Source organism: Bradyrhizobium sp. 41S5 (assembly GCF_011516665.3).
GTDB classification, from domain to species: Bacteria; Pseudomonadota; Alphaproteobacteria; order Rhizobiales; family Xanthobacteraceae; genus Bradyrhizobium; species Bradyrhizobium quebecense.
Window position 1 is genome coordinate 2362225 of sequence record NZ_CP083721.1, and the last position, 25741, is coordinate 2387965.

Sequence of the window (25741 nt, forward strand, 5' to 3'; positions counted from 1 at the left end):
GCACCCGCAGCTTCCGTCGGCCAAGGTGTGGGAGGACATTGCGGCGGTCGGGCCGGACGAGCCGAGCGCCGCGAACCTCTGGCGCATGCATTGGTACAATGCGGAAGACCGCAGGGGCAGGGACCTGGTGCCGGGCCATATCGTGCTACCAAAGGAGATCTCCGGCGTCGATGCCAAGATCATCGTGTTGCTCGGCGATCGCTTTCCGATGATCGGCGCGCACAAGGTCCTGCCGGCCTATGCCGCCTTGATCGAGCAGCTCGTGACCGGGCGCTTCGATCCATCTAGGCAGAAGGCTGTCTGGCCTTCCACCGGCAATTATTGTCGCGGCGGTGTCGCCGTTTCACGGATCCTCGGCTGTCGCGGCGTTGCCGTCTTACCCGAAGGGATGAGTCGCGAGCGCTTCGAATGGCTCGAGAAGTGGGTGACGGACCCGGGCGACATCATCCGGACACCGGGCACGGAGAGCAACGTCAAGGAGATCTACGACAAGTGCGCGGAACTCAGGCGCGACGACAGCAACGTCATTCTCAACCAGTTCTCGTCATTCTCGAACTATCTCATCCACTATGAATGCACGGGGCGCGCGGCGGAAGATGCCTTCAAGGCGTTCAATCAGGACGACAACCACGAATTGGCGGCCTTCGTCTCGGCAACCGGATCGTCGGGGACGATCGCCGCGGGCGATTTTCTCAAGAGACGCTGGGGCTCGAAGGTCGTAGCCGTCGAGGCACTCGAATGCCCGACGATGCTCAACAACGGCTATGGCGAGCACAACATTCAGGGGATCGGCGACAAGCACATTCCGCTCATTCACAATGTCATGAACCTCGACTTCGTCGTCGGGGTCTCGGACCGAACCACGGACCAGCTCAATCTGCTGTTCGGCACGAAAGCGGGCCGGGATTATCTCGAGACGCGCCGTGGTCTCGAACCCGCGCTGGTCCGCGCCTTTGACCATATCGGCATCTCCGGGCTCGCCAACATCATCGCCTCGATCAAGCTGGCCAGGCAGATGAATTACGGACCCGAGAAAGCCATTGTCACCGTGGCGACGGACAGCGCTTCCATGTACGGCAGCGAACACAGGCAGTTCGAAGAGAAGCACTACGCGCGTGGCCTTGATCAGGTGAACGCCGCCGAAATCTTCGGCGCCTGCCTGCTCGGCGCCGCCTCCGATAATGTCGTTGAGCTGACGGAGCATTCGCGCCGCGCCGTCTTCAACCTCGGCTACTATACCTGGGTCGAGCAGCAAGGGGTTTCTGTCGCCGATTTTGAACGGCGCCGTTCGCAGTCCTTCTGGAGCAAAATTCAGGACAGCCTGGGCGAATGGGATCAACTCACCATCGAGTTCAACAAGGAAGCGAATTTGGCGAACGCTTGATCGGCACGCGCGGCACCGTGTCCGTCGAAGGAGTTTCGAAATCGGTCTAGGCGAAAGCAATCGCGCAAATGATGAGCGGCTGCGTCAAATGAGGGCACTGCGAAAACAAAAATAGAGCAGGCGCCTGCTTGACGACGGATTAGAAGTATCTTTAAGATACTAAGAATAGGATGATAGGATCATCCTGGCGGTGACGAATGGCCAGCACCCATAAGCTGGCGCGCTGCACTGGTGTTTCGTTCCCTAGGCACGGCTCATGCGAGCACAGGAGGAAAGATGAAGCGAGCACACGGATTGATTGCGGGCGCGGCCCTCGCCGCGGCGATGTCGACCGCACTGGCGACGGGCGCAGCGGCGCAGACCATCAAGATCGGTGTCAATGAGCCGCTCACCGGTCCGTTCGCCGCTTCCGGTACCTATGTCGTGAACGGCGCAAAGATTGCCGCCGACGAAATCAATGCCAAGGGCGGCTTGCTCGGTCGGAAGATCGAACTGGTCATCGAAGACAACAAGAGCAATCCCACGGAGGCCGCGGCCGTCGCCGAGAAGCTGATCACCGGTGACAAGGTGCCCGTGATCATGGGCGCCTGGGGCTCGAGCCTGACGCTCGCGGTGATGCCGAAGCTCATGGAATACAAGGTCCCGATGGTGGTGGAGACCTCCTCCTCGAGCAAGATCACGACGTCGGGCAATTCCTACATCTTCCGCATCTCGCCGCCGTCGTCGGTCGAAGCGACCGAGTTCAAGTCCATCATGCCGTCACTCGGTATCAAGAAGGCCGACTTCCTCGTCATCAACAATGACTGGGGTCGTGGATCAGCCGAGGACTTCGGCAAGATCATGAAGGCCCAGAACATTCAGGTCGGCCTCGTGGAGATCATGGATCAGGCCGCCCAGGACATGAGCGCGCAGCTTGCCAAGATCAAGGCAACCGACTCGGACACGATCATGGTCACGACCGCGGTTGAGCAACTCACCCTGGTCTTGAAGCAGGCCGCAGCGCTCGGCATCACCAAGCGCATCATCACCACCGGTGGTTCGCAGAATCCGGATCAGCTGATCGAGCAGGCGGGCGCCGCAGCGAACGGCTCCATGCATCTGACGACCTTCGCGCCCTGGTATCCGGACAAGACCCCGGATCCGGCAGCAACCAAGTATTTCCTCGGCGAGTGGAAAAAGCGTGGCTATGCGATCGCCGGCGCGACCGAGAGCTTCCGCGGCTACGACGGAATTCGCACGATCGCCAATGCGATCCAGCGGGCCGGCAAGGCAGAGCCCGCGGCGATCACCGATGCGCTTTGGACGACCGACTTTCCCGGCCTGAATGGTCAGATCAAGTTCCAGAGGCAAGGGCCGACCGGCAAGGAAAGCGGCCAGAGCATGCCCAACCTCTATCTGATCAAGATCGAGAACGAAAAGATCATCCTGTCGGGCTCCTGAGCTCGATGATCGCGGAAGGCGCCACCATAATTGGTGGCGCCTTGGCATTACCTCGCCCAAAACATGCTCTGAAGAGAGGATCAGCGGTCTTTCGGCCGAAAAAATCAGCATGACCGAGCTTCTGCAACACATCGTCAACACGCTTATTCTGGGCAGCACCTACGCGCTGCTGGGCATTGGGCTCACGCTCATCTTTGGCATCATGCGCGTCGTCAATTTCGCGCATGGTGAGCTTTACTCCTTCGGAGCCTATGCGCTGTATTTCGTCGGCGTGATGCTCGGCCTGAACTTCTTCCTTGCGCTGATCGTGGCGGTCGTGCTGGGCTGCTTTGCTGGTGCGCTGATCGAGGTCGTCTTGCTGCGCCCGATGCGTGGCGCGGACATCGATACGACCATGCTGGTCATGATCGGCGCCATGATCGTGATGCAGAACGGTGAGCAGTTCATCTGGGGTGGTGTCGCGAAGTCGGTTTCGACGCCGTTCCCGGAATTTCCGCTCGTGATTGGTTCGATTTCGGTGTCCTGGTTGCGTCTGTTCGTCTTCTGCGCTGCCCTTGCCCTGATCGGGGTGTCTTACCTCCTGATCAACCGCACAAAACTCGGCAAGGCGATGCGTGCCACCTTCCAGGATCGTGATGCTGCTTCGCTCATGGGCGTCAACATCCAGTTCATCTACATGGCGACGTTCGCGATCGGCTCGAGCCTCGCGGCAGCGGCGGGTGCCTTGCTCGGGCCCGTCTACGTGATCTCCCCGCAAATGGGCAATCTCGCTTCGCTGAAGGCTTTCGCCATCGTCATCCTGGGCGGTCTCGGCAGCATCGGCGGGGCCACCATCGGCGGCTTCTTGCTGGCGTTGGCAGAGGAGCTTGGTGCCGGATACGTTTCGTCGGGGTACCGCGATGCCATGGGCTTTCTGATCATCATCGTCGTTCTCCTCTTCAAGCCGACCGGCCTCTTTGCACGCGCGGAGCGGATCGGATGAAGCGATTGATCCCCTATATCGCGCTCGCCGGATTCGCATCCGTCCCGCTTTGGCTGCACGATCCGTATTTGCTGAACGCCTTCATCACGACGGGTATCCTCATTGTCGCGGCGATGAGCCTCAATCTCCTGCTCGGGTACACCGGACAGCTGAGCCTTGGTCACGTCGCGTTCTTTGGAATCGGAGCCTATACCAGCGCTCTGGTATCGCTGGGCTTCGATGTCGAGTTGATCGGCGGCATCCGCGTGGTTCACGAACCCTGGCCGGTCTGGACCGGGTTCGTGATCGGCACCCTCGTTGCAGCGCTCTGCGGCTATGCCGTCGGTAAGCTGTCCTTCAAGGTGCGAGGTGCCTACTTCGTCATCGTGACCATCAGCTTTGCGGAAGTCGTCCGGCTTGTCGCGCTGAACTGGGTCGAGTTGACCCAAGGGCCGCTCGCCTTGACCTCGATCCCACCGATGACGCTGGGGGTGCCCGGAGTTGGCTATCTCGATTTCTACAGCAAGCAATCCAACTATTATCTCGTGCTTGCCGTCCTTGTGGTGTCCTACATCGTCATCCAGCGTCTGGTTTACTCTCGCGTCGGACGCGCAATGATTGCGCTCAAGGAGAACGAGTCGCTCGCGGTCTCGGTCGGGATCGACGTGACCCGCTATTTGGTGCTGGCCGCGGTCTTTTCGGCCGGCATCGCGGGGGCCGCCGGCAGCCTTTACGCCCATTACCTCAAGATCATTGATCCCGACGTGTTTGCGTTTCTCTACACGGTCACGATGGTGATCATGGTGATCTCGGGCGGCAAGGGCACCCTTGCGGGCCCCATCGTTGGCGGCCTCATCTTCGGCTTCATTCCCGTGGCCGCCCGGTCTTTCGCTACGCCTGAGATCCAGTGGATCCTCTATGGCCTGCTGATGATCATCATCGTTTTCGTGCTGCCGAAGGGCATTGTCCCCGCCGTCGAGAAGTGGTTCGCAGCGCCTAGCAGCCGCGCCGATCCGGAGCCTCTCCAAGCCAAGATGCACGACACGCCATGAGCACCATGCCCTCCACCGCTCCGCAGCCGGTTCTGTCTGTTGAACATATCGCCGTGCACTTCGGCGGTCTGATTGCGATCACCGACATGAGCTTCGTCGTCAACCAGGGTGAGATCGTCAGCCTGATCGGACCAAACGGTGCCGGCAAGACGACGGCCTTCAACGTCATCACCGGCTTTCTGCGGCCGACCAAGGGCGAGGTGCGCTACAAGAATACCTCTCTCAGCAACCTCAAGCCGCATGAAGTTACGTCGCTCGGCCTGGCGCGGACCTTTCAGCGTACCAGCGTGTTCCAGAGCGTGACCGTCTTCGAGAATGTGATGATCGGTTTGCATCGACGGAGCCGGTCGACACTGCTGGATACGCTCCTGGCGTTGCCGCGCGAAGGGCGCGCGGAGGCGGAGTTGAGGAATCTTGCGCATGAGCTGCTCGAGATCGTCGGGATCGCGCGCCGTGCCGACGAGCTCGCCGGGTCGCTGTCTTATGGCGACCAGCGCCTGCTCGGTGTTGCGCTTGCCCTAGCTACAGACCCGTCGATGCTCTTGCTGGATGAGCCGGTGTCGGGCATGAACGCGACGGAAACCGCCCGGTTCATGGAACTGCTCAACAAGCTGCACCGCCGCGGCATGTCGATCCTGCTGGTGGAACACGATGTGCCGATGGTCATGGGCGTCTCCGATCGCATCGTCGTGCTCAACTACGGCCGCATCATCGCCGAAGGGCCGCCTGCGGCGATCCGCGGCAATCCCGAGGTCATTCGTGCCTATCTGGGTGAAGGAGCCAGCCGGCATGCTGCACATTAATGGTCTTGTTTGCCGGTATGGCAAGGTCGAGGCGCTCAAGGGCGTCACCTTGTCGATCGGGCAGGGGCAGCTGGTCGCCCTGATCGGAGCGAACGGTGCGGGCAAGAGCACGACGTTGCGGGCGATCTCGGGAATCCTGCCTTCGGCGGCCGGACGGATTACGTTCGACGGCCACGACATTACGAAGTGCTCGGCGCGGGAAATCCTGAGCAAGGGAATCGTACATTGCCCCGAGGGGCGGCGGGTGTTCCCTGACATGACCGTCGACGAAAATCTCGACATGGGCGCGTATCTGCGGTCCGACCGTCGGGAGATCGCGGCGGATCGGGAGCGGATCTTCGGGATGTTTCCGCGACTGGCCGAGCGCCGGCATCAGGTGGCGGGAACATTATCCGGCGGCGAGCAGCAGATGCTGGCGATCGGGCGTGCGATCATGTCCAAGCCCAGACTCATGATGTTCGACGAGCCATCGCTCGGCCTGGCGCCCAACATCGTTGAACAGGTGTTCTCGATCATCGATAGCATCAGGAAATCCGGGACGACGGTCTTGATGGTTGAACAGAACGCCTACTCGGCGCTCGAGATGTGCGACTACGCCTACCTTCTGGAGACCGGTTCGATCGTTCTTTCCGGCAGCGGCAAGGATCTCATCGACGATGAACATGTCCGATCCGCCTACTTGGGTGGATGACGGTAGGTGAGCAGGAATAACGAGACTCTCGTGGGCGGTGCGGCGCGAGCGAGGGACGAGGTGGGTTCCGACGAATGCCTGGTTCTTCTCGCGTCGTTCATGAGGGTGCGGGATCGCAAGGCTCGCGCCGAGATCGTCAAGTTCGCGCAACGATGCGCCGACTTCGAGCCCGGCGGAATTGTCTCCTTTGGGCTCGAGACGCCGCGCGATTGATGCGTCAGCGTTGCCAAGCCGGATAATCCTGCGACGCGGGCGGCCACCCTGGGATCGAGGACGATCTTCTGGGCAATACCGTGCTTGCGCCGCTGATTTGGTGAATGATCTCGTTGGTTCTCAAGAGTGGTGCTGTGAGTGTGAAGATCGCCGTTGCCAAGGAAATCGATGCGTCCGAGCCGCGGGTTGCGGTTTCGCCCGATACCATCAAGAAGTTCAAGGCGCTGGGCGCCGAGGTCGCGGTCGAGCCCGGTGCGGGCATCAAATCGGGGCTGCCCGATTCGGAGCTTGTGGCGGCCGGCGCCACCGTCAGCGCCGATGCGCTCAAGGACGCCGACATCATCATCAAGGTGAAGCGGCCCGAAGCGTCCGAGCTGTCGAAGTACAAGCGCGGCGCGCTCGTCATCGCGATCATGGACCCCTACGGCAACGAGGCCGCGCTGAAGGCGATGGCCGATGCCGGCGTGTCCGCCTTTGCGATGGAATTGATGCCGCGCATCACCCGCGCCCAGGTGATGGATGTGCTGTCCTCGCAGGCTAACCTTGCCGGCTACCGGGCGGTGATCGAGGGCGCCGAAGCCTTTGGCCGCGCCTTCCCGATGATGATGACCGCCGCCGGCACCATTCCGGCCGCGAAAGTGTTCGTGATGGGCGTCGGCGTCGCCGGCCTGCAGGCGATCGCGACCGCGCGGCGGCTCGGGGCCGTCGTCACCGCGACCGACGTGCGGCCCGCCACCAAGGAGCAGGTGGAGAGCTTGGGCGCGAAATTCCTCGCCGTCGAGGACGAGGAGTTCAAGAACGCGCAGACCGCCGGCGGCTACGCCAAGGAGATGTCCAGGGAGTACCAGGCCAAGCAGGCCGCGCTGACCGCCGAGCACATCAAGAAGCAGGACATCGTGATCACGACCGCGCTGATCCCGGGCCGTCCGGCGCCGAAGCTGGTCTCGGGCGAGATGGTGAAGTCGATGAAGCCGGGCTCGGTGCTGGTCGATCTCGCGGTCGAGCGTGGCGGCAATGTCGAGGGCGCGAGGCCCGGCGAGGTGGTCGAGACCGACGGCATCAAGATCGTCGGCTACACCAACGTCGCCGGCCGGGTCGCGGCCTCGGCCTCGAGCCTGTATGCGCGCAATCTGTTCTCGTTCATCGAGACGATGGTCGACAAGGCCAGCAAGGCGCTCGCGGTCAATTGGGACGACGAGCTGGTGAAGGCCACCGCGCTGACCAGGGACGGCGCCGTCATCCATCCCAACTTCCAGCCGAAGTAAGGAGAGAAGCCATGGAGCATCTCGCGCAGGCCGTCGATCCGTTCGTGTTCCGGCTGTCGATCTTCGTTCTTGCCGTGTTCGTCGGCTATTTCGTGGTGTGGTCGGTGACCCCCGCGCTGCATACCCCGCTGATGAGCGTGACCAACGCGATCTCCTCGGTGATCGTGGTCGGCGCGCTGCTCGCGGTCGGCGTCGGCATGGTGTCGAGCGGCTCGGGCTGGGCCCGCGGCTTCGGCTTCGTGGCGCTGATCTTCGCCTGCGTGAACATCTTCGGCGGCTTCCTGGTCACCCAGCGCATGCTGGCGATGTACAAGAAGAAAGCCAAGTGAGCGGCGTGCACCTCGGGGTGACGAAGACAAAGGGGGACCTGAGATGAACGCCAATCTGGCTGCTGTTCTGTACCTCGTGGCGGGGGTGCTGTTCATCCTGTCGCTGCGCGGCCTGTCGAGCCCGGCATCGTCGCGCCAGGGCAATTTCTTCGGCATGATCGGCATGGCGATCGCGGTCGCCACCACGCTGGCGAGCCATCCGCCGGCCGACGGCGTCGCCTGGCTGCTGGTGATCGTCGCGATCGCGATCGGCGGCAGCATCGGCGCGGTCATCGCGCGCCGGGTGCCGATGACCTCGATGCCCGAGCTGGTCGCCGCGTTCCACTCGCTGGTCGGCATGGCCGCGGTGCTGGTCGCCGCCGGTGCGTTCTACGCCCCCGAGGCGTTCGATATCGGCACGCCCGGCAACATCCATCCGCAGAGCCTGGTCGAGATGTCGCTCGGGGTCGCGATCGGCGCCCTGACCTTCACCGGCTCGGTGATCGCGTTCCTGAAGCTGTCGGCGCGGATGAGCGGCGCGCCGATCATCCTGCCGTTCCGCCACGTCATCAACATCGTGCTGGCCTTGGCGCTGGTGTTCTTCATCGTCGGCCTGGTGATGTCGGGCAGCGCGCTCGACTTCTGGCTGATCACCATCATCGCGCTGGCGCTCGGCGTCTTGATGATCATCCCGATCGGCGGCGCCGACATGCCGGTCGTGATCTCGATGCTGAACTCGTACTCCGGCTGGGCCGCGGCCGGCATCGGCTTCACGCTCGGCAACTCGGCGCTGATCATCACCGGCGCGCTGGTCGGCTCGTCGGGCGCGATCCTGTCCTACATCATGTGCCACGCGATGAACCGCTCGTTCATCTCGGTGATCCTCGGCGGCTTCGGCGGCGAGACCGCGGCGGCCGGCGGCGGCTCGGGCGAGCAGAAACCCGCCAAGCTCGGCTCGGCGGATGATGCGGCCTTCATCATGAAGAACGCCTCCAAGGTCATCATCGTGCCCGGCTACGGCATGGCGGTGGCGCAGGCCCAGCACGCGCTGCGCGAGATGGCCGACCTCCTGAAGAAGGAAGGCGTCGAGGTGAAGTACGCCATTCACCCGGTTGCGGGCCGCATGCCCGGCCACATGAACGTGCTGCTGGCCGAAGCCAACGTGCCCTATGACGAGGTGTTCGAGCTCGAGGACATCAACTCGGAGTTCGCCCAGGCCGACATCGCCTTTGTGATCGGCGCCAACGACGTCACCAACCCGGCGGCGGAAGAGGACAAGACCTCGCCGATCTACGGCATGCCGGTGCTGCAGGTCTGGAAGGCCGGCACCGTGATGTTCATCAAGCGCTCGCTGGCCTCAGGCTATGCCGGCATCGACAATCCGCTGTTCTACCGCGACAACACCATGATGCTGCTCGGCGACGCCAAGAAGGTCACCGAGAACATCGTCAAGGCGATGTAAGGCACGCGGCGAACGGCGCCAGCCTGCGCCAGGGCCTTGCGATTGGCTAAGCCGGAAGCAGATGACCTATGAAGCGCCGGGCCCGACCGGGTCCCGCGGCGACAGCGTGCCGCCCAGGATGAGCTCGAGGGACGGCCATGCCTCATCGGATGAGGAGCAAATCCACATCAGCAAGGCCTGAGGCACTGGCATTCGACGCTCGCCGTGCTGCGGATGACCCGCAGCCGCTGTCTCACCAAACTTATTCGGCTGGACCGGGGAGCCGCCGTCATTGAAGTGAATAACGGGCATGCCGACGGAAATCGACGCGGCCACATCGATCCGCAATGTGTCCTGGTTGCGATGCATCGTTGTCGTCGTCCTCATCAAGAGCGAGCAAACCAGCGAATACTCCATAGTCCCATACATCGTACTATGTGATGGACGACCGACAAGTTCAAAGTTTCGACGTCCTGTGCCTAAGATCGCAGCGTCGTCCGACGGCCTAGTGATATGTGGGAGCGCAGTAAAGAGAGCGGCCCGCTTCGGCAACGAAGCGGACCGCCACGGATTTGTGCAAGGGAAGTGCTGGTCGACTAGGGCCGCTCGAGCATCCCGCCGCCGAACAGCGTCGGGATGTAACGTGGTGCCTCGATCGCAGCCATGAAGCGTTGTTTTGTCGCGACCGGATCGAGCGAGATCGGCGGCCGCACGACTTCGATGTCGGGCTCCGTCGCCAGAACCAGGACTCCGACGCCATCGCGCTCTTCGGCCGCGGCGATGCCGGCGGCGAGTGCGCTCGGCGCATTCAGGTTCTCGGCGTGCTTGATTCCCGAGGCGCGCGCCAGCTGTGCCAGATCGAGCGTCGCGTTGGTCAAGGCTTGGCCACCCGAAGCTGCGTGAACGCCGTTCTGGATCAGGAGGATGGTGAGATTTGACGGGTTCATCGCGCCAATCGTGACGAGCGCGCCCATATGCATGAGCAGGGCGCCATCGCCTTCGACAGCAATGACCGGACGATCCGGTTGAGCGAGCGCCAGGCCCAGCGCCAGGGGGAGTGTCAGTCCCATGGCGTCTTCGAAGTAGAAGTTCTCCGGTGCGTGATGCAGCGATGCCCACAAATACGAAGCATTGCCGAGTGACGTCACGACGAGCGTGCGGGACGGCAGACTGCCGGCAAGCGCTCTGTAGTAATCCGCCCGGATCGGTCGTGCATTGGTCACCACTGGATATCCTCCCGACCCATGAGCAGGGCAAACGGACATGAGGCTTCTTCCGCATAGGTTGCGGCATGTTCGATCTGGGGACCGATCGGGCGGCATCGGTCGATGCAGGCATGGGCGAGGCCGATGCCGCGGAAGACCGGCTCCGTCGCTCGGCCCTTCGGCACATGATAGAAGACCGGATCATCGGGCGTGCCCCGGTAGGACACCAGCATCAGAAGCGGAAATTGATAACGCTGCGCGAGCGACACCATGCCCGCACCCATGCTGAGCACGCCGGCATTCTGCACAAGCAGGGCGGTGCGAACGCCACCGAGCCGGCTTCCACAAGCGATCGCAAGCGCCTCCTCTTCATGCGTTGCGCGCACCAGCGTCATGCCCGGCTCCTGGTCGATGCGAATAAGGATTTCGCCGAGCCAGCTGTCGGGGACGGAGACGACGGTGCCGAAACCTAGACGCTTGAGCGTATCGAGAACGGCAGACGGCCGATGGGCCTCTAAAGCTTCCGTCGATGTCGTCATCGACTGCCTCCGTGATTTCAACCAACGTGGCGCGCAGGCTAATCGCAAAAGGTACTATTGTCGATAAGATAAACCTATTGCAGGTCGGTGAGGCGCCTGATAAAAGGTACTATTAAGCAGATGATAAGTTTAATTTCATGACCGAGGATTGCAGCTGGAGCCGGGCGCTGCATTCCCTCGCTGGAGGGAGACTGCAAATATGCTTCGCCTTTGGTTCGTGTTGATCGCTGTTCTGATTGCATTGCCGGCTCACGCACAAGACAAGCTCGTTGTCAGTATCTGGGGCGGCAGTTGGCGCGATCTGGTGGCCGAGACGGTTGCCAGGAAATTCACGGCCGAAACCGGCGTCCCTGTCGAATTCATCACCGGCGGCACCATCGATCGGCTGAACAAGGAAAAGCTCGCCAAGGGAAATCCCGAAAGCGACGTGACGTTCACCACGTCGCATGTCGGGTGGCTCTATGCCAATGACGGGCTGTTCGAGACGATCGACACCTCGAAGATCCTCAATGCGAAGAACCTCGCGGACGAGGCGCGGATCAGTCCCTACCATCTCGGCGCCTGGGCCTATGTCTACACGATCGGCTACCGCCCCGATCTCATCAAGGACACCAAGTTCGAGAGCTGGAATGATCTCTGGAAGCCGGAGCTGAAGGACAAGCTCGCCGCTCCGGATTTCGATCCCGGTCACATCATTGCGGTCTCCGCCATTCTTGCCGGCGCCGACCCGGCCCATTGGGAAAACGGCGAGGAGAAGCTCAAGGCGCTCAAGCCGAACTTCAAGGCGTTCTACACCAATGACGCCAACAGCCAGCAATTGCTCGCGAGCGGCGAGACGCCGGTGCAGATCGTGCTTTCGATGAACGCCTACTACATGATCGGGCAGGGCATTCCGATCACGCTCGCGATGCCGAAAGAGGGCGCTGTGCTGGGAATCGACACCGTCGCGATCATGAAGGGGTCGAAGAAGGTCGATCTCGCGTACAAGTTCATCAACGCGCTCTACGACCCCGAAATTCAGGCCGAGATCTCGAAGCAGAAGAAAGGAAGCCCGGCAGTCCTCAACGCGAAGATCGATCCTGAAATCGCCAAGCTTCCGGGCGTATTCACGTCGGCTGAGCAGTGGAAGCAGCAGATCAACATCGACGCCAAGCTGCGCGCCAGCAAGACGGCGGAATGGCGCAAATGGTTCGCTGAAAACATCATGAACTGATCCGTTGCCAGATCGACCCCGCATCATGAATCAGCAGCCATTTCTGCGCATCTTCACGGCGCCGGCGACGTTGTGTGCCATCGGATTCCTTGCGGCGATGGTAGCGGTTCTGCAATACAGCCTCAGGGCCTACGTGCCGGGATCGCTCGACCCTGGCGGATTTACGCTGGGGAATTTCGCCGACCTGCTGAAACCGCTCTACGCGCGCGTGTTTCTCGATACCGTCATCGTATGCGCGATGACCGCGGTCGTGACGTTGATCGTTGGATATCCGCTGGCCTATGCGCTTGTGCGCGTCGAACAGCCGATCCTGCGTTCCATTCTCCTCGTGATTGTCGTGACGCCGCTGTTTCTGGGTGAGGTCGTTCGCACCTATGCGTGGATCATCGTCCTGGGCAACAATGGTTTCATCAATTCCTTGCTGATGTCCCTCGGCTTCATCGGCAAGCCGCTCCAACTGATGTTCACGCCGTTCGGCGTTGTGATTGCTCTCGTGCACGTCACGCTGCCGGTCATGGTCATCATGCTGGCTGCTGGATTGTCCCATATCGACCGCGGCTATTCCCGGGCGGCCGAGAGCCTGGGAGCCGGTCCCATTCGCGTGTTCCTGACCGTGACATTGCCGCTGTCCTTGCCCGGCGTGGTCGCCGGCACCACGACGGCATTCGCCTGGACGTTCTCGGCATTCGCCACGCCGCAGCTCATCGGCGGCGGCCGCGTCAATATGATCTCCAATCTGGTCTACCAGCTTGGATTTTCGAGCTTCAACTTTCCCTTCGCCGCGACATTGTGCGTGGCCGGGCTGGCTTTGACGGCCCTGGTGCTTGGGCTGCTTCAGCTTGCCTCCCGGCCGCTTCAGAAGATCGAGGTGCATTGATGATCCCGCGCTCGACCTATCAGAGAGTGCTCGGCTGGGTCGGATTGTTGACGGTGCTCGTCATCGTCGCGTTTCTTGTGCTGCCGGCGGCAGTCGTGACGATCGCCGCGTTCAACGACAAGCCAATCCTGTCATTCCCGCCGCAGACCTGGTCGTGGCGATGGTTTGGTCGGGCCCTCGCCTACGAGGATTTCCGGCAAGGTTTCTTCAACGGCCTGATCGTCACGGCCTGGAGCTCGACGATCGCGCTGTGCGTTGGCGGCATGTTCGCTTTTGTCATCGACCGGTACAAGTTTCCGCTCAAGTCCGCCATCGAGGGAATCCTGATTTCGCCGTTGGTGATTCCGCACTTCACGGTAGGGCTCGGCTTTCTCATCCTCGCGGCGCAAGTCGGCCTGAGCCGCGGTTTTGCGGTCGTAGTGATCTGCCACGTTATCCTGGTGCTGCCGTTCGTGCTGCGCAGCGTGTATGTGTCGCTGAGGAATCTCGATCAGAGTTATGAACACGCTGCTGCGAGCCTCGGCGCCGGACCGCTTCGCGTCCTGACCACCGTCACCCTGCCACTGCTGCTGCCCGGGCTCGTCAGCGGCTGGCTGTTCGCAGCGATCCTCTCGTTCAACGAGTTCACGGCCTCGCTGTTCGTGACTTCGCAGCGTACCCAGACGCTTCCTGTCGCGATGTACAATTACGTGCGCGAGTTCGCCGATCCGTCGATGGCGGCATTATCGGTTATGTATATCGTCGGCACCGCCGCCTTGATCGCCTTTGCCAATGCGTTCCTGGGCCTCGGCAAGGTCCTCAATATCGAGCAGTCTCACTAGGGAGCACGGATCTTGAAGCCATCTGCGAATGTTGAAGGGGAACAAGCGGCGGTCCATTTCGACGCCGTGACCAAGCGATTTGACGATGTCGTGGCCCTGAACGCCGTTACGCTCGGCGTTGGCCGCAGCGAGTTCGTGACGCTGCTTGGTCCATCGGGATGCGGCAAGACCACGCTGCTCAAGCTGGCCGCGGGCTTTCTGGGGCCGGACGGCGGTTCGATCTCGATCGAAGGCAAGCGCGTGAATGACATTCCAACCTACCAGCGCGGCATCGGCATGATGTTTCAGAACTACGCGCTGTTTCCGCACATGAGCGTGGCGGAAAACGTCGCCTATGGTCTGAAGACCCGGCGCGTCCCCGGGGGTGAGCGGGACAAGCGCGTCGCCGATGCGCTGGCGCTGGTCAAGCTGAAGGGCATGGAGAACCGCAAGCCCCGGCAATTGTCCGGCGGCCAGCAGCAGCGCGTTGCGCTCGCGCGTGCTCTCGTCATCAATCCGACCGTCCTGCTGCTCGACGAGCCGTTCTCGGCGCTGGACAAGAGTCTGCGGACCTCGATGCAGGTGGAGCTGCGGGAAATTCAGCGCAAGCTGGGTCTGACCACGATCTTTGTGACGCATGACCAAGGCGAGGCCTTGAGCATGTCCGATCGTGTGGCTGTCATGTCCGAGGGCCGTATCAGGCAACTCGGAAGCCCTGTCGACGTTTACCGCAGCCCGGCGGATCCATTCGTGGCCGGCTTTGTCGGCGACAACAACAGGCTGCGCGGCCAGCTTGTGAGCGTGCAGGCCAAGCAAGCGATCGTCGCGCTCGGCGATGCCCTGGTGCAGGTGCCGGGCGAGAGCCTGTCCGGGCTCGAGAAGTCCGCGGCGGTCGACCTGTTCGTCCGCCCCGAGCAGTTCAGCGTTGTGGCGCCCGAGGAGCCGTGCGCCATCAAGGGGAGCGTTGTTGCCCAGATCTACCAGGGTGGCCACGTCGATCTCCAGATCGAGTGCGCCGGGGAGCGGTTGCTGGTGCGATCCCCGGGCGAGCAGGCCGTTCTGCGCTGGCCAATGGGGTCTCCTGTCGGCATTGCCATTCAGGCAGATCGGTGCTCGGCATTTCCGGCAGCTTGATCGCAATCGTCTTTCGCAGCGGCGTGAGGGTGAAGGAATCAAGCCTGCGGTATATTGTGAGGCCTGGTTTAGCGGCGCCTACCGCGCTGTTTCCCGCGGCATCGTTGGCACCGCTGTCACCTGGCATCTGATCGCGCAACTCTGGAGAGAATGTTGAGTCAGCCCCAATCGATTTCAGCAGCCGAGGCGGTCAGCATGTACATCGAGGCAAAGGACCGAAACCTGCCCCAGCTCATGAGGCGCGCGTTCGTGCAGGAGTGTGAGCTCCAGATGCAGCTCCTGACCGACGCAATCTCGTTTCCCAGCTCCGCTCGCGGATTGGAGGGCGTCACCGACGTTCTCGTACGAAACTTTGGATTGCAGTATGAGAATGTGCGCACTTTCTGCCTCTCGCGCCCTGAGTCCAATCGCCTTCCACGGTTTCAATGCGACTGGCTGGTGGGGATGTCGAACAAGTCCGACGGCGACGTTCGCGTCGGTTGCGGTGAGTACATCTGGGATTTTGATGCCGCCGGAGACGGTCGCGTCAAGCGGCTGCTCATCAAGATTGAGTTCATGTGTGTGCTGCCGGCTGGCTATCAGACGTCTGTCCTGCAATGGCTTTCGGCTATCCCCTATCCCTGGTCGTCATACGGTGAGGCGCGCGCAGGTTTGCCCTCGATCGACGCCTTGATGCCGATTGCTCAATTTCTTCGGCGGGAAGCGCGCAACTGACTTCGGCAGTTGAGCTGGACGGCGGTCTATCGAATTCAGGCTTCGACGGCGAAGGCCCGCCTGACGCAGCCCAAGAGACGTCGCTCGCCACCTGCATACGGGGCGATGGCGGACGATGGTGTTTGCCACTGTCCGCCTGCGTCGTCACTGCGAGACCAGCTCGCAGCCACCCTCGCCGAGCGTGCGGAAGGCCTGCTCGGCGGGAATCGCCGCGACGATGTCGTAGTAGTCCCATCGTCGGCTCGATGCCGCCGGTGTCTTGACGCGCGCCAGGTACATGTCGTGCACGAACTGGCCGTCTGTGCGGACCGTGCCGCGAGCAAACGAATCGACAACCGGCAATTCGCGTATCTTGGCTGCGACAGCGAGGCCATCGTCGGAATTTGCGGCCTGCACCGCGCGCAAGTAGTGCCGCACGGCTGAATAGACGCCGGCCTGGGTCATGGTCGGCATCCGCCCAACCTTCTCAAGGAACTTGTTGGCCCACGCCCGCGACTCGGCATCGCGGTCCCAGTAGTATGCGGTGACGAACTGCAGGTTCTGCGCGGCGGCAAGGCCCATCGCGTCGACGTCTGTGAGGAACACGGTCGGCGCCACCAGCGCCTGCCCGCGGGTGATGCCGAACTCGGCCGCCTGCTTCACCGCGTTGGTCATGTCGGCGCCGGCGTTGGCCAGCGCGATCACCTTGGCGCCGGACGCCTGCGCCTGCAGCAGCACCGAACTGAAGTCGGCGGTGTTGAGCGGGTGGCGCACCTCGCCGATCACCTTGCCGCCGCCGTTCTCGACCGCGCGGCGCATGTCGGCGGCGAAGGCGTGGCCGAACGAATAGTCCACCGTGATCAGGAACCAGCTGTCGAGCTTTTGCGCGGTAAGCGCGCGCGCGAGGCCGTAGCCGTTGGTATAGCTCGTGTAGACCCACTGGAACGAGGTGCGGGTACAGGCCTTGCCGGTGAAGTCCGAGGAGGCCGACGCGTTCAGCACGATCTTGTTGCGTTCCTTGGCGAGAGCGGTCACCGCAAAACCCACGCCCGAATTGGAAATGTCGGCAACGGCATCGACTTTCTCCGTGTCGAACCAGCGCCGCACGATGCCAAGTCCGATGTCCGGCTTGTTCTGGTGATCGGCCGAGACGATCTCGACTGGCACGCCGCCGATGCTGTAGCCGAACTCCTCCGCCGCCATCTTGGCCGCGACGACCGAGCCTTCGCCGCCGAGGTCGGCATAGGCGCCGGAGCGGTCGTTGAGGACCCCGATGCGGATCGCATTGTCGGACATCGCGGCGTGCGCGACGTGAACGTGCAGCAGCGTCGCGGTCATCGCCGCGCATAAGGCCCTGAGAGTGGTTGTCATGGTCGGGTGCTCCTCCGGAGGTCGTGTTTGTTTGCCGTTTGGTTGTGTTGCGTGATACGCAATTCGATTGTGCATCGATGCGGAGAACTGCTGGCATTCCTCGCAATTTCAACATCAGGCACAAAGAAAATTGTTTGTAGAGCAATTTTTATTGACAAGAAAGCAAATTAAGGAGAGGGTCGGAGCAATGAAAACGCAGGACGAGACGGTGGCGAGGCTTGGAGCACGCATTCGCTCGCTGCGGGAGGAGCGTGGCATGAAGCTGAAGGATCTGGCCGACACCACCGGGCTGTCCGACGCCTTCGTGTCTCGCCTCGAGCGCGGGCAGGTGTCGAGCTCCGTTGCCAATCTGATCCAGATCGCGCAGGCGCTCGACATTGGCGTCAGCGAATTGTTTGCCGCGCCGCAGGACCAGTCGCGCAGCCACGTCACGCTACATCGCCATGGCGACGATGGTGAAGACCAGAGCATTCCGAGCACCGGCTATCGCTGGCGATTGTTCGCAGGCGGCATGCCGAACGACGATCTGGAGGTGTTTCACCTCTCGTTCCCGCGCAAGAACCGGATGGACCTGATGGTGTCGCATCCGGGACAGGAATACTGCTACGTGATCAGTGGGCGCATCCGCTTCCACGTCGGCGCCGAGGTGTTCGATCTCTCGCCCGGTGAAGGCATTTTCCTCAATTCCGAGTTGCCGCACCGGGCCGACAACCTCAGCGAGGACGAAGCGCGCATCCTGATGGTGGTCGCGAAGTCGCCGCAGAAGGCCGAGCATTTCGACTGGTGGCGCGTGCCGAGCGCCGCCGCCCCACCTCGATCACCCAAGAGCAAGCCCCAAGGAGACTGATCCATGCAGACCGCAACCGTGACCGGCAGGCACCTGCCGTATGAGGCGAAGCACATCGACGATGTCGAGTGGGAGACGATCCGCTGGCCTGGCGAGACCGGCAAGATGCTGTTCCACCCGCGGCCGGAGCGGCCGACCGAGCCGAACGCGGGCATCCTGCGGCTGGAGCCGGGTGCACATCATCCGATCCACAATCACGAGTTCGCGCAGGTCTGGTACATCCTCAGCGGTGAATTCAGGATCGACGACAATTTCTATACACCGGGCACGATGATCTTTCATCCGGATCCGCATTTCGAAGGCAAGTTCGAGACCGCGACCGGCGGCGATATCCTGATCGTGCAATATCCCGGTCCGAGCACCGGCGGGCGGCCGATCTATGCGGGACGCTTCAACATGGAGCAGCGGCGCGACATCGCCGAAGAACGCACCGATCTCTGATCGATCGACGCAACGGACGACAGACTTTGATTCGAATGGTGGGCCCGGCAGGACTCGAACCTGCAACCAGACCGTTATGAGCGGGAAGGGGTGGCCGAACGACGCGGAAAGCACTGATGAATTTGGTGACGATTGGTAGCGTTTGTTCGCGTTTGGTTGCGGTGTAGCATTGGTTATCGATTGGTTGTTGCTTTGGCGGCAGCAGTAAATCGCGGTGCGGTCGCATATTCTAGAGCGTGATCGTTTTGGTCTGAATCGATTGGGGATTCCCAAATCGGCGGGGGTCTGATTCAAGATGCTGGCTGGGGTGGAGGCCAGCATCCGATGGGACGGTCCTATTCTCTCGATTTACGCGAGCGCGTTGTTGCCGCGGTAGCGGCGGGAGAAAGCTGCCGGTCGGTGGCGGCCACCTTCAAGGTCAGCGTTGCCAGCGTGGTGAAGTGGTCGCAGCGGTTTCGTGCGACCGGAAGCGCGGCAGCGCGGCAGATGGGCGGCAATCGTCCCTACGCGCTGTCTTCCGAACGCGACTGGCTGCTCAAGCGGCTTGCCGAACAGCCGGACGTGACGTTGCGCGCGCTGCTGGCGGAACTGGCCGAGCGCGGGATCAAGGTCAGCTATTACGCGGTGTGGCACTTCTTCGAACACGAAGGCATCAGCTTCAAAAGCCTGCACGCCAGCGAGCAGGATCGTCCCGACGTCGCCCGGCGGCGGGCGCAATGGCGAAAGTATCAAGGACGGCTTGACCCTTCCCGGCTGGTCTTCATCGACGAAACCTGGGCCAAAACCAACATGACGCGCACCCACGGCCGTGCGCCACATGGCGAGCGACTGGTCGCCAAGGCCCCGTACGGCCGCTGGCGGACGCTGACCTTCCTAGCCGCCCTGCGCCATGATCGCATCGACGCGCCCTGCGTGATCGATGGTCCGATCAACGGTGAGAACTTCCTGGCTTACGTCGAGCAGATGCTGGTTCCGACGCTCAAGCCTGGTGACATTGTCATCATCGACAACCTCGGCAGTCACAAAGGCAAGACCGTCCGTCGCGCCATCCGCGCCGCTGGCGCAAAGCTGTTCTTCCTGCCGCCCTACAGCCCATATCTCAATCCGATCGAGCAGGTCTTCGCCAAGCTCAAGACCTTGCTCCGAAAGGCTGCCGAGCGAACCGTCGAAGCAACCTGGATGCGCATCGGCGCTCTACTGGACTGCTTCACGCCGGAGGAATGCGCCAATTGCATCGCGAAAGCCGGATACGCTTCAACTGGATGCCCTCGACCTGTCAGGATTACTTCTCGAACTCTTGAGTGGCATGTCCGATTTTGGAGAGCAAAGGGACAGGGCTGAGGTCGCTGCGGCTGACGGCTAGCAGGGTTTGATGTCGGCACTGCTTCGCAGATACTCTGCCTCTTGGAGGTCGTCGCCTTGTCAAATCGCCTGTGCCGTTTGCCAATTTTTCCGGTGTCCTCCCGGTGAGTGTGCCATGGCCACGATCGCAATGGCCACAGTCAGCGAGCTCGTTGATGAGCCGCGTGAGCTGGCTGAGTGTGAATCGGCGTTGAACCGATAAGGGTGACAAAATGAGAGCCCAGCTAACAAAATGGCCGGAGATCTATATCGATTTCTACCTCGTTCATTTCTAACTCTATAAGATCGCCGCGCGTTGGAGCGCAAGATCCCGCCTTTATGGCCGCTATTGAACCCCGTTTCACGCCGCTAAAAACGTAAAAACCCGCAGCGTCGGTAACCGTTTGTCTTTCTAAACCATCAAAATCCCCAGTGACGGTCACTCCAGCAGCTGCCTTGCCGGCAAGTCCCGTCACACGACCAGCGGCCACGACAGTTTGGTTCTGGGAAACACCGTTCGCGCTGGGTCGAAGTGTCTTCAAGTCGCCAACTTCCAAAATGTCGCCGGGGCGAGCATCCTTCAATTGAACCTCGACGCTTTCGATTCTTCCGAGAACAAGGGGTAGGCGCCGCCCAACCCAATCCTCAGACCATCGCAAGCTATGCTGAGGAATCGTCGTCGACTGCCATTGCTGGCCAGAATTGTGCTGATCAAAAATTGCATAGGAATTACCGGGTGCCAGTGCAGGCGGAATAACGTCGGTAAACTCCACATGTGTTGCGTCCGCACGCTTAAAAACAATCGAGGCGTGGCCTGATGGAGCGGCCCCGTCATCCCTTCGTATGCGGTAGGAAAACGCAATATGCGTGGCGTTAAACACCGACAGCGAGTTCATGCCAAAGCTAACCGAGGCGACGTTTGATTGCGCAATTAATTTGGCAAATGCGGAGGGGCCGGAAGATTCTTGCCCCGAGATCCATTCGTATTGTCCCCCAGTCGAGGAGATGCGAGCAGAATGCTCCGGCGCTACCTTTCCCAGAATAATTGTTGGCGTATTGTCGTCTACGACGGTGATCGATTGGCGCCCTGACTCGTCGGCCGGATTGCGGACGAAATAACTAATCGGTTCGCCATCGATGGACACCGTGGCGACGCCGGAATCTTTCACAAAAACAGTAAGTCCGTTCAGGTCGCGCGTGCTCGCAGCACGATCAGGAAAAACGGTTTCAAGTACCGGGTCAAAATAAGATCTAATTTGAATGGCAGACGTGTGCGGATCGACGGTAAGATGGTCACCGATGCCGGTGCGAAGAATATTGTAATTTGCCCATACGCCTGCCGCTGGAACCCAGACCCGCTGTCCGAACGGGTGCTTTGCGGTGGGATCGTAGTAGTGCATTGAGAGCTCTGCGAAAGCGGCCATGGTCGCCGGACCGAAAGGCGACTCCGTCGTTGCGTGGAATGTCGGATCGAAGCGCGTGGTTCCAAAATGGGTATACCAATTGTGCTCGACTGTACGACCCTTATTGACCAGGGCCAAGCTCAACGCAATGAGCCCGCCGCTCGTTGATCCCTGGTCTGCTTGCCGGCAGTAGACATTTTCGCGACACAAAAAACGCTGCGCGTCGAAGTCGGCCATAGCGGGGTCGAGTTCGGCCAGCATCTTCGGAACATCCGAGAGGGGGCTGCCTAAAGCGCCGAAATCGCCATGTGTTTTTACAAGCGCGTAGAACCCGGCGAAGCTTTCGAATGCGGCAGGAATTTGCGAAGAAAAATTGACGGTTTCCTGATGGGGAGGGTTGTAGATCGCCGTGACACTGCGAATCCCCAATTTTTTCAGGATGTCCGCGTGATAGGCGTCGCTTCCTTTTCTGGCGGCCAATCCTTCCATGTCGCGGCGCACGACATCTTTCCCCGGCCCCTGATCGAGAAGGTCGCCGCGGCGGTAGTGTGGTCCGGGACCTTCAAAGTCTGGATGGTACGTGACCCCGCCGTGTCCAGTGGCTATTGATGGTCTTATGTTCATGTATTCAAGAAATGGAATTTGCGCCAAGACCGAATAGCGGCTGAAATTGTCCCTCTCGATTCCAGTAATCTTGGTATCGCATCCGGTGGTGCAAGAGGGAGCGCGCAGAAGCAGGGCGGTTACGGCCGGTAACGGTGCGGAGACGTCGTTGATCCGCGAACCAAGAGGCCATTCTTCATTCAAAACCAGCGTTATGGTGCGAGGCGTCTGCGTCTTGGCGTCGCCGTCGCTCTCCATGCTTCTGATGACGTCATTGGTATAGCTTGATGAGGAGCCGTCAGCAAAGCGGACTTCGATGGTCAGATCCTGTGGCGCCGTTCCATCCAGCAGAAGCCGAAGTTGCTGATAGCCTCGGCGCTTTTCGAAGCTCTTCAACCACGGAGCATCGGGGAGCGAAACCTCGGTCGTACTGCGCGAGAGTTTCACCGGCTCGGGAAATGCTGCTTTATACTGAGGCACCATATCATCCGACCATGAATGGAGATGATCGATATTGCCCCGGTGCCATTCTCGAGTAAGCAGTTCGAACACAGGCAGGTTGTCAACCAATGAAGGCTGTCTGTTCAACCCGCTGAAAGAGTCGAAAAAGGCTCCCACATCGGGTAGTCCGCTGGAGCTGCTCACCCAGACACTATCGGAAATAGGCAGTCCTAGATCTTCGTTAAGGAACCTGTGAATGGCTGCCTCGTGCCATGGCGCCTCGTAGTCGGCGTCGCTGGAGATGGTGACCATCTGACCGAAGGGAAATGGCAACCGGCGAAGATCAGAGCTCGCTGCGTCAGCTGAGCCGCAAAGGCTCGCGCACAGGATCGCGCACAGAATCCGAGATCGCACGTTCAAAACCTCTTGCTTCCCGCCAGCCCTTCGTCGCGCACGATCTTCTCAAGGCCGTTGGCGAGCAGACGCCCCATCCATTGGTGTCCATGGACAGAGAAATGCGCATCGTCCGCATATTGGAGCGGTTCATGTGCTGCAACCGAGCCGTCAGGGGCGGGTGCCTGAATGCAGCTGATTCCCGCTTCCTTGCAGAGCGCTGAAAAATTCTGCAACTCCTGCTCAATGCCCATGGGAACGGTTCGCTGATCCGGCAGGGTTATCTTGCTGGCGCATGTCGTGGATTTGCGACAGTTTGCCTGGTCAAGAGCTGTTAACATCGCAATATGGGTCCGCGGGAAATCACTTTTCAATTTCTTGATGATCGCCAGCAGCAGATCGAATGATGCCTTTGCCTCCGGAATAAAGTCTTCGCGTGGAATCGAGAACGCTTGGTACATAGGTAGACCCGGGAGCAGCGGGCTGGGATCAGGCGCGACCGCATCGAGCGCCCACACCGCGTCCCAATTCCGGAATGTAAGTTGGCCTCCCTTGTCAAAATAAAAATCGTCGAGCGGGCTATGTTCGTAATTATAGCCGAGACTTTTCTTTATGAGAGCGGCATTCAACTGTAGCGCGTAGGCGGCATTGTGCTCGAACACGATGATGTCGGGATCGAATCTCATGCCGTAGTCGCGTATGGCTCTGTAGTTTGCGCCAAGATTTCCGTTGTCTCGCCCCGCCGAGATTACTTCGACACAGCGCCCCATCTTGATGCCTAGCTCTGACTCGGCAACGAGATTAAATTTTTCACCAGGTTTGACCTGCAGTGAAACGAGACCGCTTCCGCCAACAACAAAGATACGCAAACAGCGATCTCTGTTTTCAGATACTCGGTCTCGATCCAGTTGCCCGAAATTGTTGGCGAAACTGATCCCGGCAAATTCCTGGACAGAACCTCCGCCGGGCCAGCTCGTAACGCGATGCGGCGCGTATCGATAATAGCTGGGGACGCCTTCGACCGTAGCAAAGCCCCCCTCAAGCTTGACCGCCTCCGGATTGGGAGGCAAGTGCGCTGGATTGGGGAATTCTGGTCCCACGGGGATCGTGACATGGATTTGGCCTACCGGGAAAAGCCAACGCCCGGAGCTCGCATAATAATCAACTCCTCTCAAACGAAATCGGAGCGAGACGGGCTGGTTTGGTGGCAAGTCCGTAACTCCAAAGCCATCGTCGAGCGAAAGCTCAACATGGCGTCGGCGGCCATCCTCAAACACCAGCTCCAGTGACGATCCAGGTTCAGGTGCCGCCCCGGTTATCCGGCCATAAATACTTGCCGCTTCGGATGGATCAAAGATTGTTCCACTCTTCGTGAACGCTATGGCGCGAACTGCAAAAGCGGTATTCGTCATTCCCTCAATAGTCAGGATCCAACGACGAATGTGATGATCCTGCCCGCTACTCAATAGTGCATCGTGAAGTTCGCGCGGAACAGATCCAACCAGACGATGGTGTGCGGTCTCAGTCAGCGATAGGTGTGTCCCATTCGCGATACTCGCATCGATACCTTCCGGCTCATTGCCGCCTGCGGGCGCGGCTTGCGGAAGCCTGTCATCCCCCAATCGAGATTGCCACACAAAGACACGATGATCGTCGAGTGCCACTGCAATCGAGATCTGTCCAGCGTCAAGCGTATCGCTCGACAGTTCGACATTGATTTGATCAACATCTGCCGGCTCCGAACGATCGGGAGACCAGATCAGGCGCGCAACTTGCTGCTCGGAGGTCAGGATTGCAGCATCAACACGAATCGGACCAATACGGCGTTGGGTAAAGACACCACCATACACTTCTACCAGGCCGGCCTTTTGATACAGATCGACGGGATCTAGGAAAGCCAACCTTTCGTTGGCACCACTTTGCGACTTCGCTGCACTTTGGGAGTTCGCTACGGAAAGCTTTTCGCTTGCAGCCAAACGCTCGAAGCGAAATTGTAGCGCTGCCAGATCATTTGCGAGACTACTGGCCTTCTCCGATTGTGCTTTAGCTGGAGCGAGTTGTGCTTTAACTGCAGCGAGTTCCTTGGAAATTACTTCGATCCTGGCGCCCTGCTCATTTTGCACATCGTGGATGCCCGTAATCACATTTTTGATGCGCAACCATTGATGCTTTGCAATGGGGAATCCAACGGCGCCCACAAGGGCCACAGCCACCACAAGGGTGACGATCCCGATCGTGTTTGAACGCTTCATCTTCCCCAACCCTGGAGACACCAAGCTAACCGGAAGCGAATGCCATCGGTCGGCCTTATTGAACATCTTTTATGTGTTTAAGCCGACGCTACAAACGTGACAAGGGACTTGACACACCCCCGGCCATCAGAGAGATCTGGCCGCAACCTACGAGCGATTGAAATGACATGCTGCTTTAAAAAGGCTTTGGCCGTGGCCACGCTGGCCTTGTTCGCGCCAGATGGGCACGGTGCGGGTTCGTTGAGATGGATCGTTGCAAGTGCAACTGCTGCAGAGGCGCAAGGGGCCACTTCCGGGCTTACGCTGGATGAAAAAGATCAGGCCGCCGCGGTTCGTGACGATAAACTCATAATTCTGCTAAATTTTCAAAACGTGCGCGACGGACTTGAGCATAGTCCCGATAGTACCGCGGTCGTCGTCGCGACTTCAGCCCAATATGCGAAAGCTTACCTAGCCAAGCCAGAATACAAACAAATCAAGCAGACGACGGTTTATCCTGTTTTCATACAGAGCATGGATGAGTACAGAAACGCAAATTTTGCCGGAATGAAACGGCTCGGCACAATTACGTTTGAACGAACCGACTCTGGCGTATTGATCAGCGACAATAAATTGATGCTTCACTAGGTC

General features: G+C 60.3%; 24 protein-coding genes and 1 pseudogene. 19 read left to right on the forward strand and 6 right to left on the reverse strand.

Going from position 1 to position 25741, the window contains the following annotated elements; genetic code table 11:
• Positions 1 to 208 precede the first annotated feature (208 nt).
• The 10 genes from HAP47_RS11145 (at position 209) to HAP47_RS11190 (ending at position 9579) form a co-directional block, all read left to right on the forward strand.
• Entirely contained in the window at positions 209 to 1384 is a 1176-nt protein-coding gene (locus HAP47_RS11145; RefSeq protein WP_231168838.1) for a pyridoxal-phosphate dependent enzyme, read from the forward strand.
• A gap of 276 nt (positions 1385 to 1660) precedes the next feature.
• Positions 1661 to 2824 carry an ABC transporter substrate-binding protein gene (locus HAP47_RS11150; protein WP_173638202.1) on the forward strand — a complete coding sequence of 388 codons (1164 nt, stop codon included), beginning with the start codon at positions 1661 to 1663 and terminating at the stop codon, positions 2822 to 2824.
• 109 nt (positions 2825 to 2933) lie between these two features.
• Positions 2934 to 3806 carry a branched-chain amino acid ABC transporter permease gene (locus tag HAP47_RS11155; RefSeq protein WP_173638201.1) on the forward strand — a complete coding sequence of 291 codons (873 nt, stop codon included), beginning with the start codon at positions 2934 to 2936 and terminating at the stop codon, positions 3804 to 3806.
• Positions 3803 to 4837 (forward strand): branched-chain amino acid ABC transporter permease, encoded by a 1035-nt coding sequence (locus tag HAP47_RS11160; RefSeq protein ID WP_173638200.1) that lies wholly within the window; start codon positions 3803 to 3805, stop codon positions 4835 to 4837. The genes HAP47_RS11155 and HAP47_RS11160 overlap by 4 nt, the downstream gene beginning before the upstream one ends.
• Complete coding sequence (locus tag HAP47_RS11165) at positions 4834 to 5640, forward strand: ABC transporter ATP-binding protein (protein WP_231168839.1); 807 nt, start codon at positions 4834 to 4836, stop codon at positions 5638 to 5640. The genes HAP47_RS11160 and HAP47_RS11165 overlap by 4 nt, the downstream gene beginning before the upstream one ends.
• Entirely contained in the window at positions 5627 to 6331 is a 705-nt protein-coding gene (locus HAP47_RS11170) for an ABC transporter ATP-binding protein (RefSeq protein WP_173638199.1), read from the forward strand. The genes HAP47_RS11165 and HAP47_RS11170 overlap by 14 nt, the downstream gene beginning before the upstream one ends.
• A gap of 30 nt (positions 6332 to 6361) precedes the next feature.
• Complete coding sequence (locus HAP47_RS11175) at positions 6362 to 6544, forward strand: hypothetical protein (RefSeq protein WP_143046662.1); 183 nt, start codon at positions 6362 to 6364, stop codon at positions 6542 to 6544.
• A gap of 140 nt (positions 6545 to 6684) precedes the next feature.
• A complete protein-coding gene (locus HAP47_RS11180) occupies positions 6685 to 7809 on the forward strand; it encodes a Re/Si-specific NAD(P)(+) transhydrogenase subunit alpha (RefSeq protein ID WP_173640547.1) in 1125 nt (374 codons plus the stop codon).
• A gap of 11 nt (positions 7810 to 7820) precedes the next feature.
• Positions 7821 to 8138 carry a proton-translocating transhydrogenase family protein gene (locus tag HAP47_RS11185; RefSeq protein ID WP_016841609.1) on the forward strand — a complete coding sequence of 106 codons (318 nt, stop codon included), beginning with the start codon at positions 7821 to 7823 and terminating at the stop codon, positions 8136 to 8138.
• Between the two features lie 43 nt (positions 8139 to 8181).
• Positions 8182 to 9579 (forward strand): NAD(P)(+) transhydrogenase (Re/Si-specific) subunit beta, encoded by a 1398-nt coding sequence (locus tag HAP47_RS11190; protein WP_173638198.1) that lies wholly within the window; start codon positions 8182 to 8184, stop codon positions 9577 to 9579.
• 66 nt (positions 9580 to 9645) lie between these two features.
• On the opposite strand, the gene HAP47_RS11195 is transcribed toward HAP47_RS11190, so the two are convergent.
• From HAP47_RS11195 to HAP47_RS11205, 3 genes are all read right to left on the reverse strand, one after another.
• Positions 9646 to 9927 (reverse strand): hypothetical protein, encoded by a 282-nt coding sequence (locus tag HAP47_RS11195; RefSeq protein ID WP_173638197.1) that lies wholly within the window; start codon positions 9925 to 9927, stop codon positions 9646 to 9648.
• Positions 9928 to 10154: 227 nt separating this feature from the next.
• Complete coding sequence (locus tag HAP47_RS11200; protein WP_173638196.1) at positions 10155 to 10781, reverse strand: thiamine pyrophosphate-dependent enzyme; 627 nt, start codon at positions 10779 to 10781, stop codon at positions 10155 to 10157.
• Entirely contained in the window at positions 10778 to 11302 is a 525-nt protein-coding gene (locus HAP47_RS11205) for a thiamine pyrophosphate-binding protein (protein WP_173638195.1), read from the reverse strand. Before HAP47_RS11205 ends, HAP47_RS11200 begins: the two co-directional genes overlap by 4 nt.
• Positions 11303 to 11501: 199 nt before the next feature.
• Between HAP47_RS11205 and HAP47_RS11210 the strand changes: the two genes are divergently transcribed.
• The 5 genes from HAP47_RS11210 to HAP47_RS11230 all read left to right on the forward strand — a co-directional run bounded on the left by HAP47_RS11210 (position 11502) and on the right by HAP47_RS11230 (position 16040).
• Complete coding sequence (locus HAP47_RS11210) at positions 11502 to 12515, forward strand: ABC transporter substrate-binding protein (protein WP_173638194.1); 1014 nt, start codon at positions 11502 to 11504, stop codon at positions 12513 to 12515.
• A 25-nt stretch (positions 12516 to 12540) separates the two neighbouring features.
• Positions 12541 to 13392: an ABC transporter permease gene (locus HAP47_RS11215; RefSeq protein ID WP_173638193.1), complete on the forward strand. Its 852-nt coding sequence runs from the start codon at positions 12541 to 12543 to the stop codon at positions 13390 to 13392.
• Positions 13392 to 14213 (forward strand): ABC transporter permease, encoded by an 822-nt coding sequence (locus tag HAP47_RS11220; protein WP_173638192.1) that lies wholly within the window; start codon positions 13392 to 13394, stop codon positions 14211 to 14213. Before HAP47_RS11215 ends, HAP47_RS11220 begins: the two co-directional genes overlap by 1 nt.
• A 12-nt stretch (positions 14214 to 14225) precedes the next feature.
• A complete protein-coding gene (locus HAP47_RS11225; RefSeq protein WP_210285232.1) occupies positions 14226 to 15326 on the forward strand; it encodes an ABC transporter ATP-binding protein in 1101 nt (366 codons plus the stop codon).
• A 150-nt stretch (positions 15327 to 15476) separates the two neighbouring features.
• A complete protein-coding gene (locus tag HAP47_RS11230; protein WP_173638191.1) occupies positions 15477 to 16040 on the forward strand; it encodes a hypothetical protein in 564 nt (187 codons plus the stop codon).
• 144 nt (positions 16041 to 16184) lie between these two features.
• Here the strand turns inward: HAP47_RS11230 and HAP47_RS11235 are convergent, their stop codons facing one another.
• Complete coding sequence (locus HAP47_RS11235) at positions 16185 to 17390, reverse strand: ABC transporter substrate-binding protein (protein WP_173638190.1); 1206 nt, start codon at positions 17388 to 17390, stop codon at positions 16185 to 16187.
• A 67-nt stretch (positions 17391 to 17457) separates the two neighbouring features.
• Between HAP47_RS11235 and HAP47_RS11240 the strand changes: the two genes are divergently transcribed.
• From HAP47_RS11240 to HAP47_RS11250, 3 genes and pseudogenes are all read left to right on the forward strand, one after another.
• A complete protein-coding gene (locus tag HAP47_RS11240) occupies positions 17458 to 18237 on the forward strand; it encodes a helix-turn-helix domain-containing protein (RefSeq protein ID WP_173638189.1) in 780 nt (259 codons plus the stop codon).
• 3 nt (positions 18238 to 18240) lie between these two features.
• Complete coding sequence (locus tag HAP47_RS11245; protein ID WP_173638188.1) at positions 18241 to 18678, forward strand: cupin domain-containing protein; 438 nt, start codon at positions 18241 to 18243, stop codon at positions 18676 to 18678.
• A 324-nt stretch (positions 18679 to 19002) separates the two neighbouring features.
• Positions 19003 to 19935: pseudogene (locus tag HAP47_RS11250) on the forward strand (IS630 family transposase); the annotation flags it as partial.
• Between the two features lie 329 nt (positions 19936 to 20264).
• Here the strand turns inward: HAP47_RS11250 and HAP47_RS11255 are convergent.
• Positions 20265 to 22778 carry a carboxypeptidase-like regulatory domain-containing protein gene (locus tag HAP47_RS11255; RefSeq protein WP_173638187.1) on the reverse strand — a complete coding sequence of 838 codons (2514 nt, stop codon included), beginning with the start codon at positions 22776 to 22778 and terminating at the stop codon, positions 20265 to 20267.
• A 104-nt stretch (positions 22779 to 22882) separates the two neighbouring features.
• A complete protein-coding gene (locus tag HAP47_RS11260) occupies positions 22883 to 25111 on the reverse strand; it encodes a hypothetical protein (RefSeq protein ID WP_173638186.1) in 2229 nt (742 codons plus the stop codon).
• Positions 25112 to 25303: 192 nt separating this feature from the next.
• Here HAP47_RS11260 and HAP47_RS11265 point away from each other — a divergent pair, with 192 nt between their 5' ends.
• A complete protein-coding gene (locus HAP47_RS11265; RefSeq protein WP_173638185.1) occupies positions 25304 to 25738 on the forward strand; it encodes a hypothetical protein in 435 nt (144 codons plus the stop codon).
• Positions 25739 to 25741: the final 3 nt, after the last annotated feature.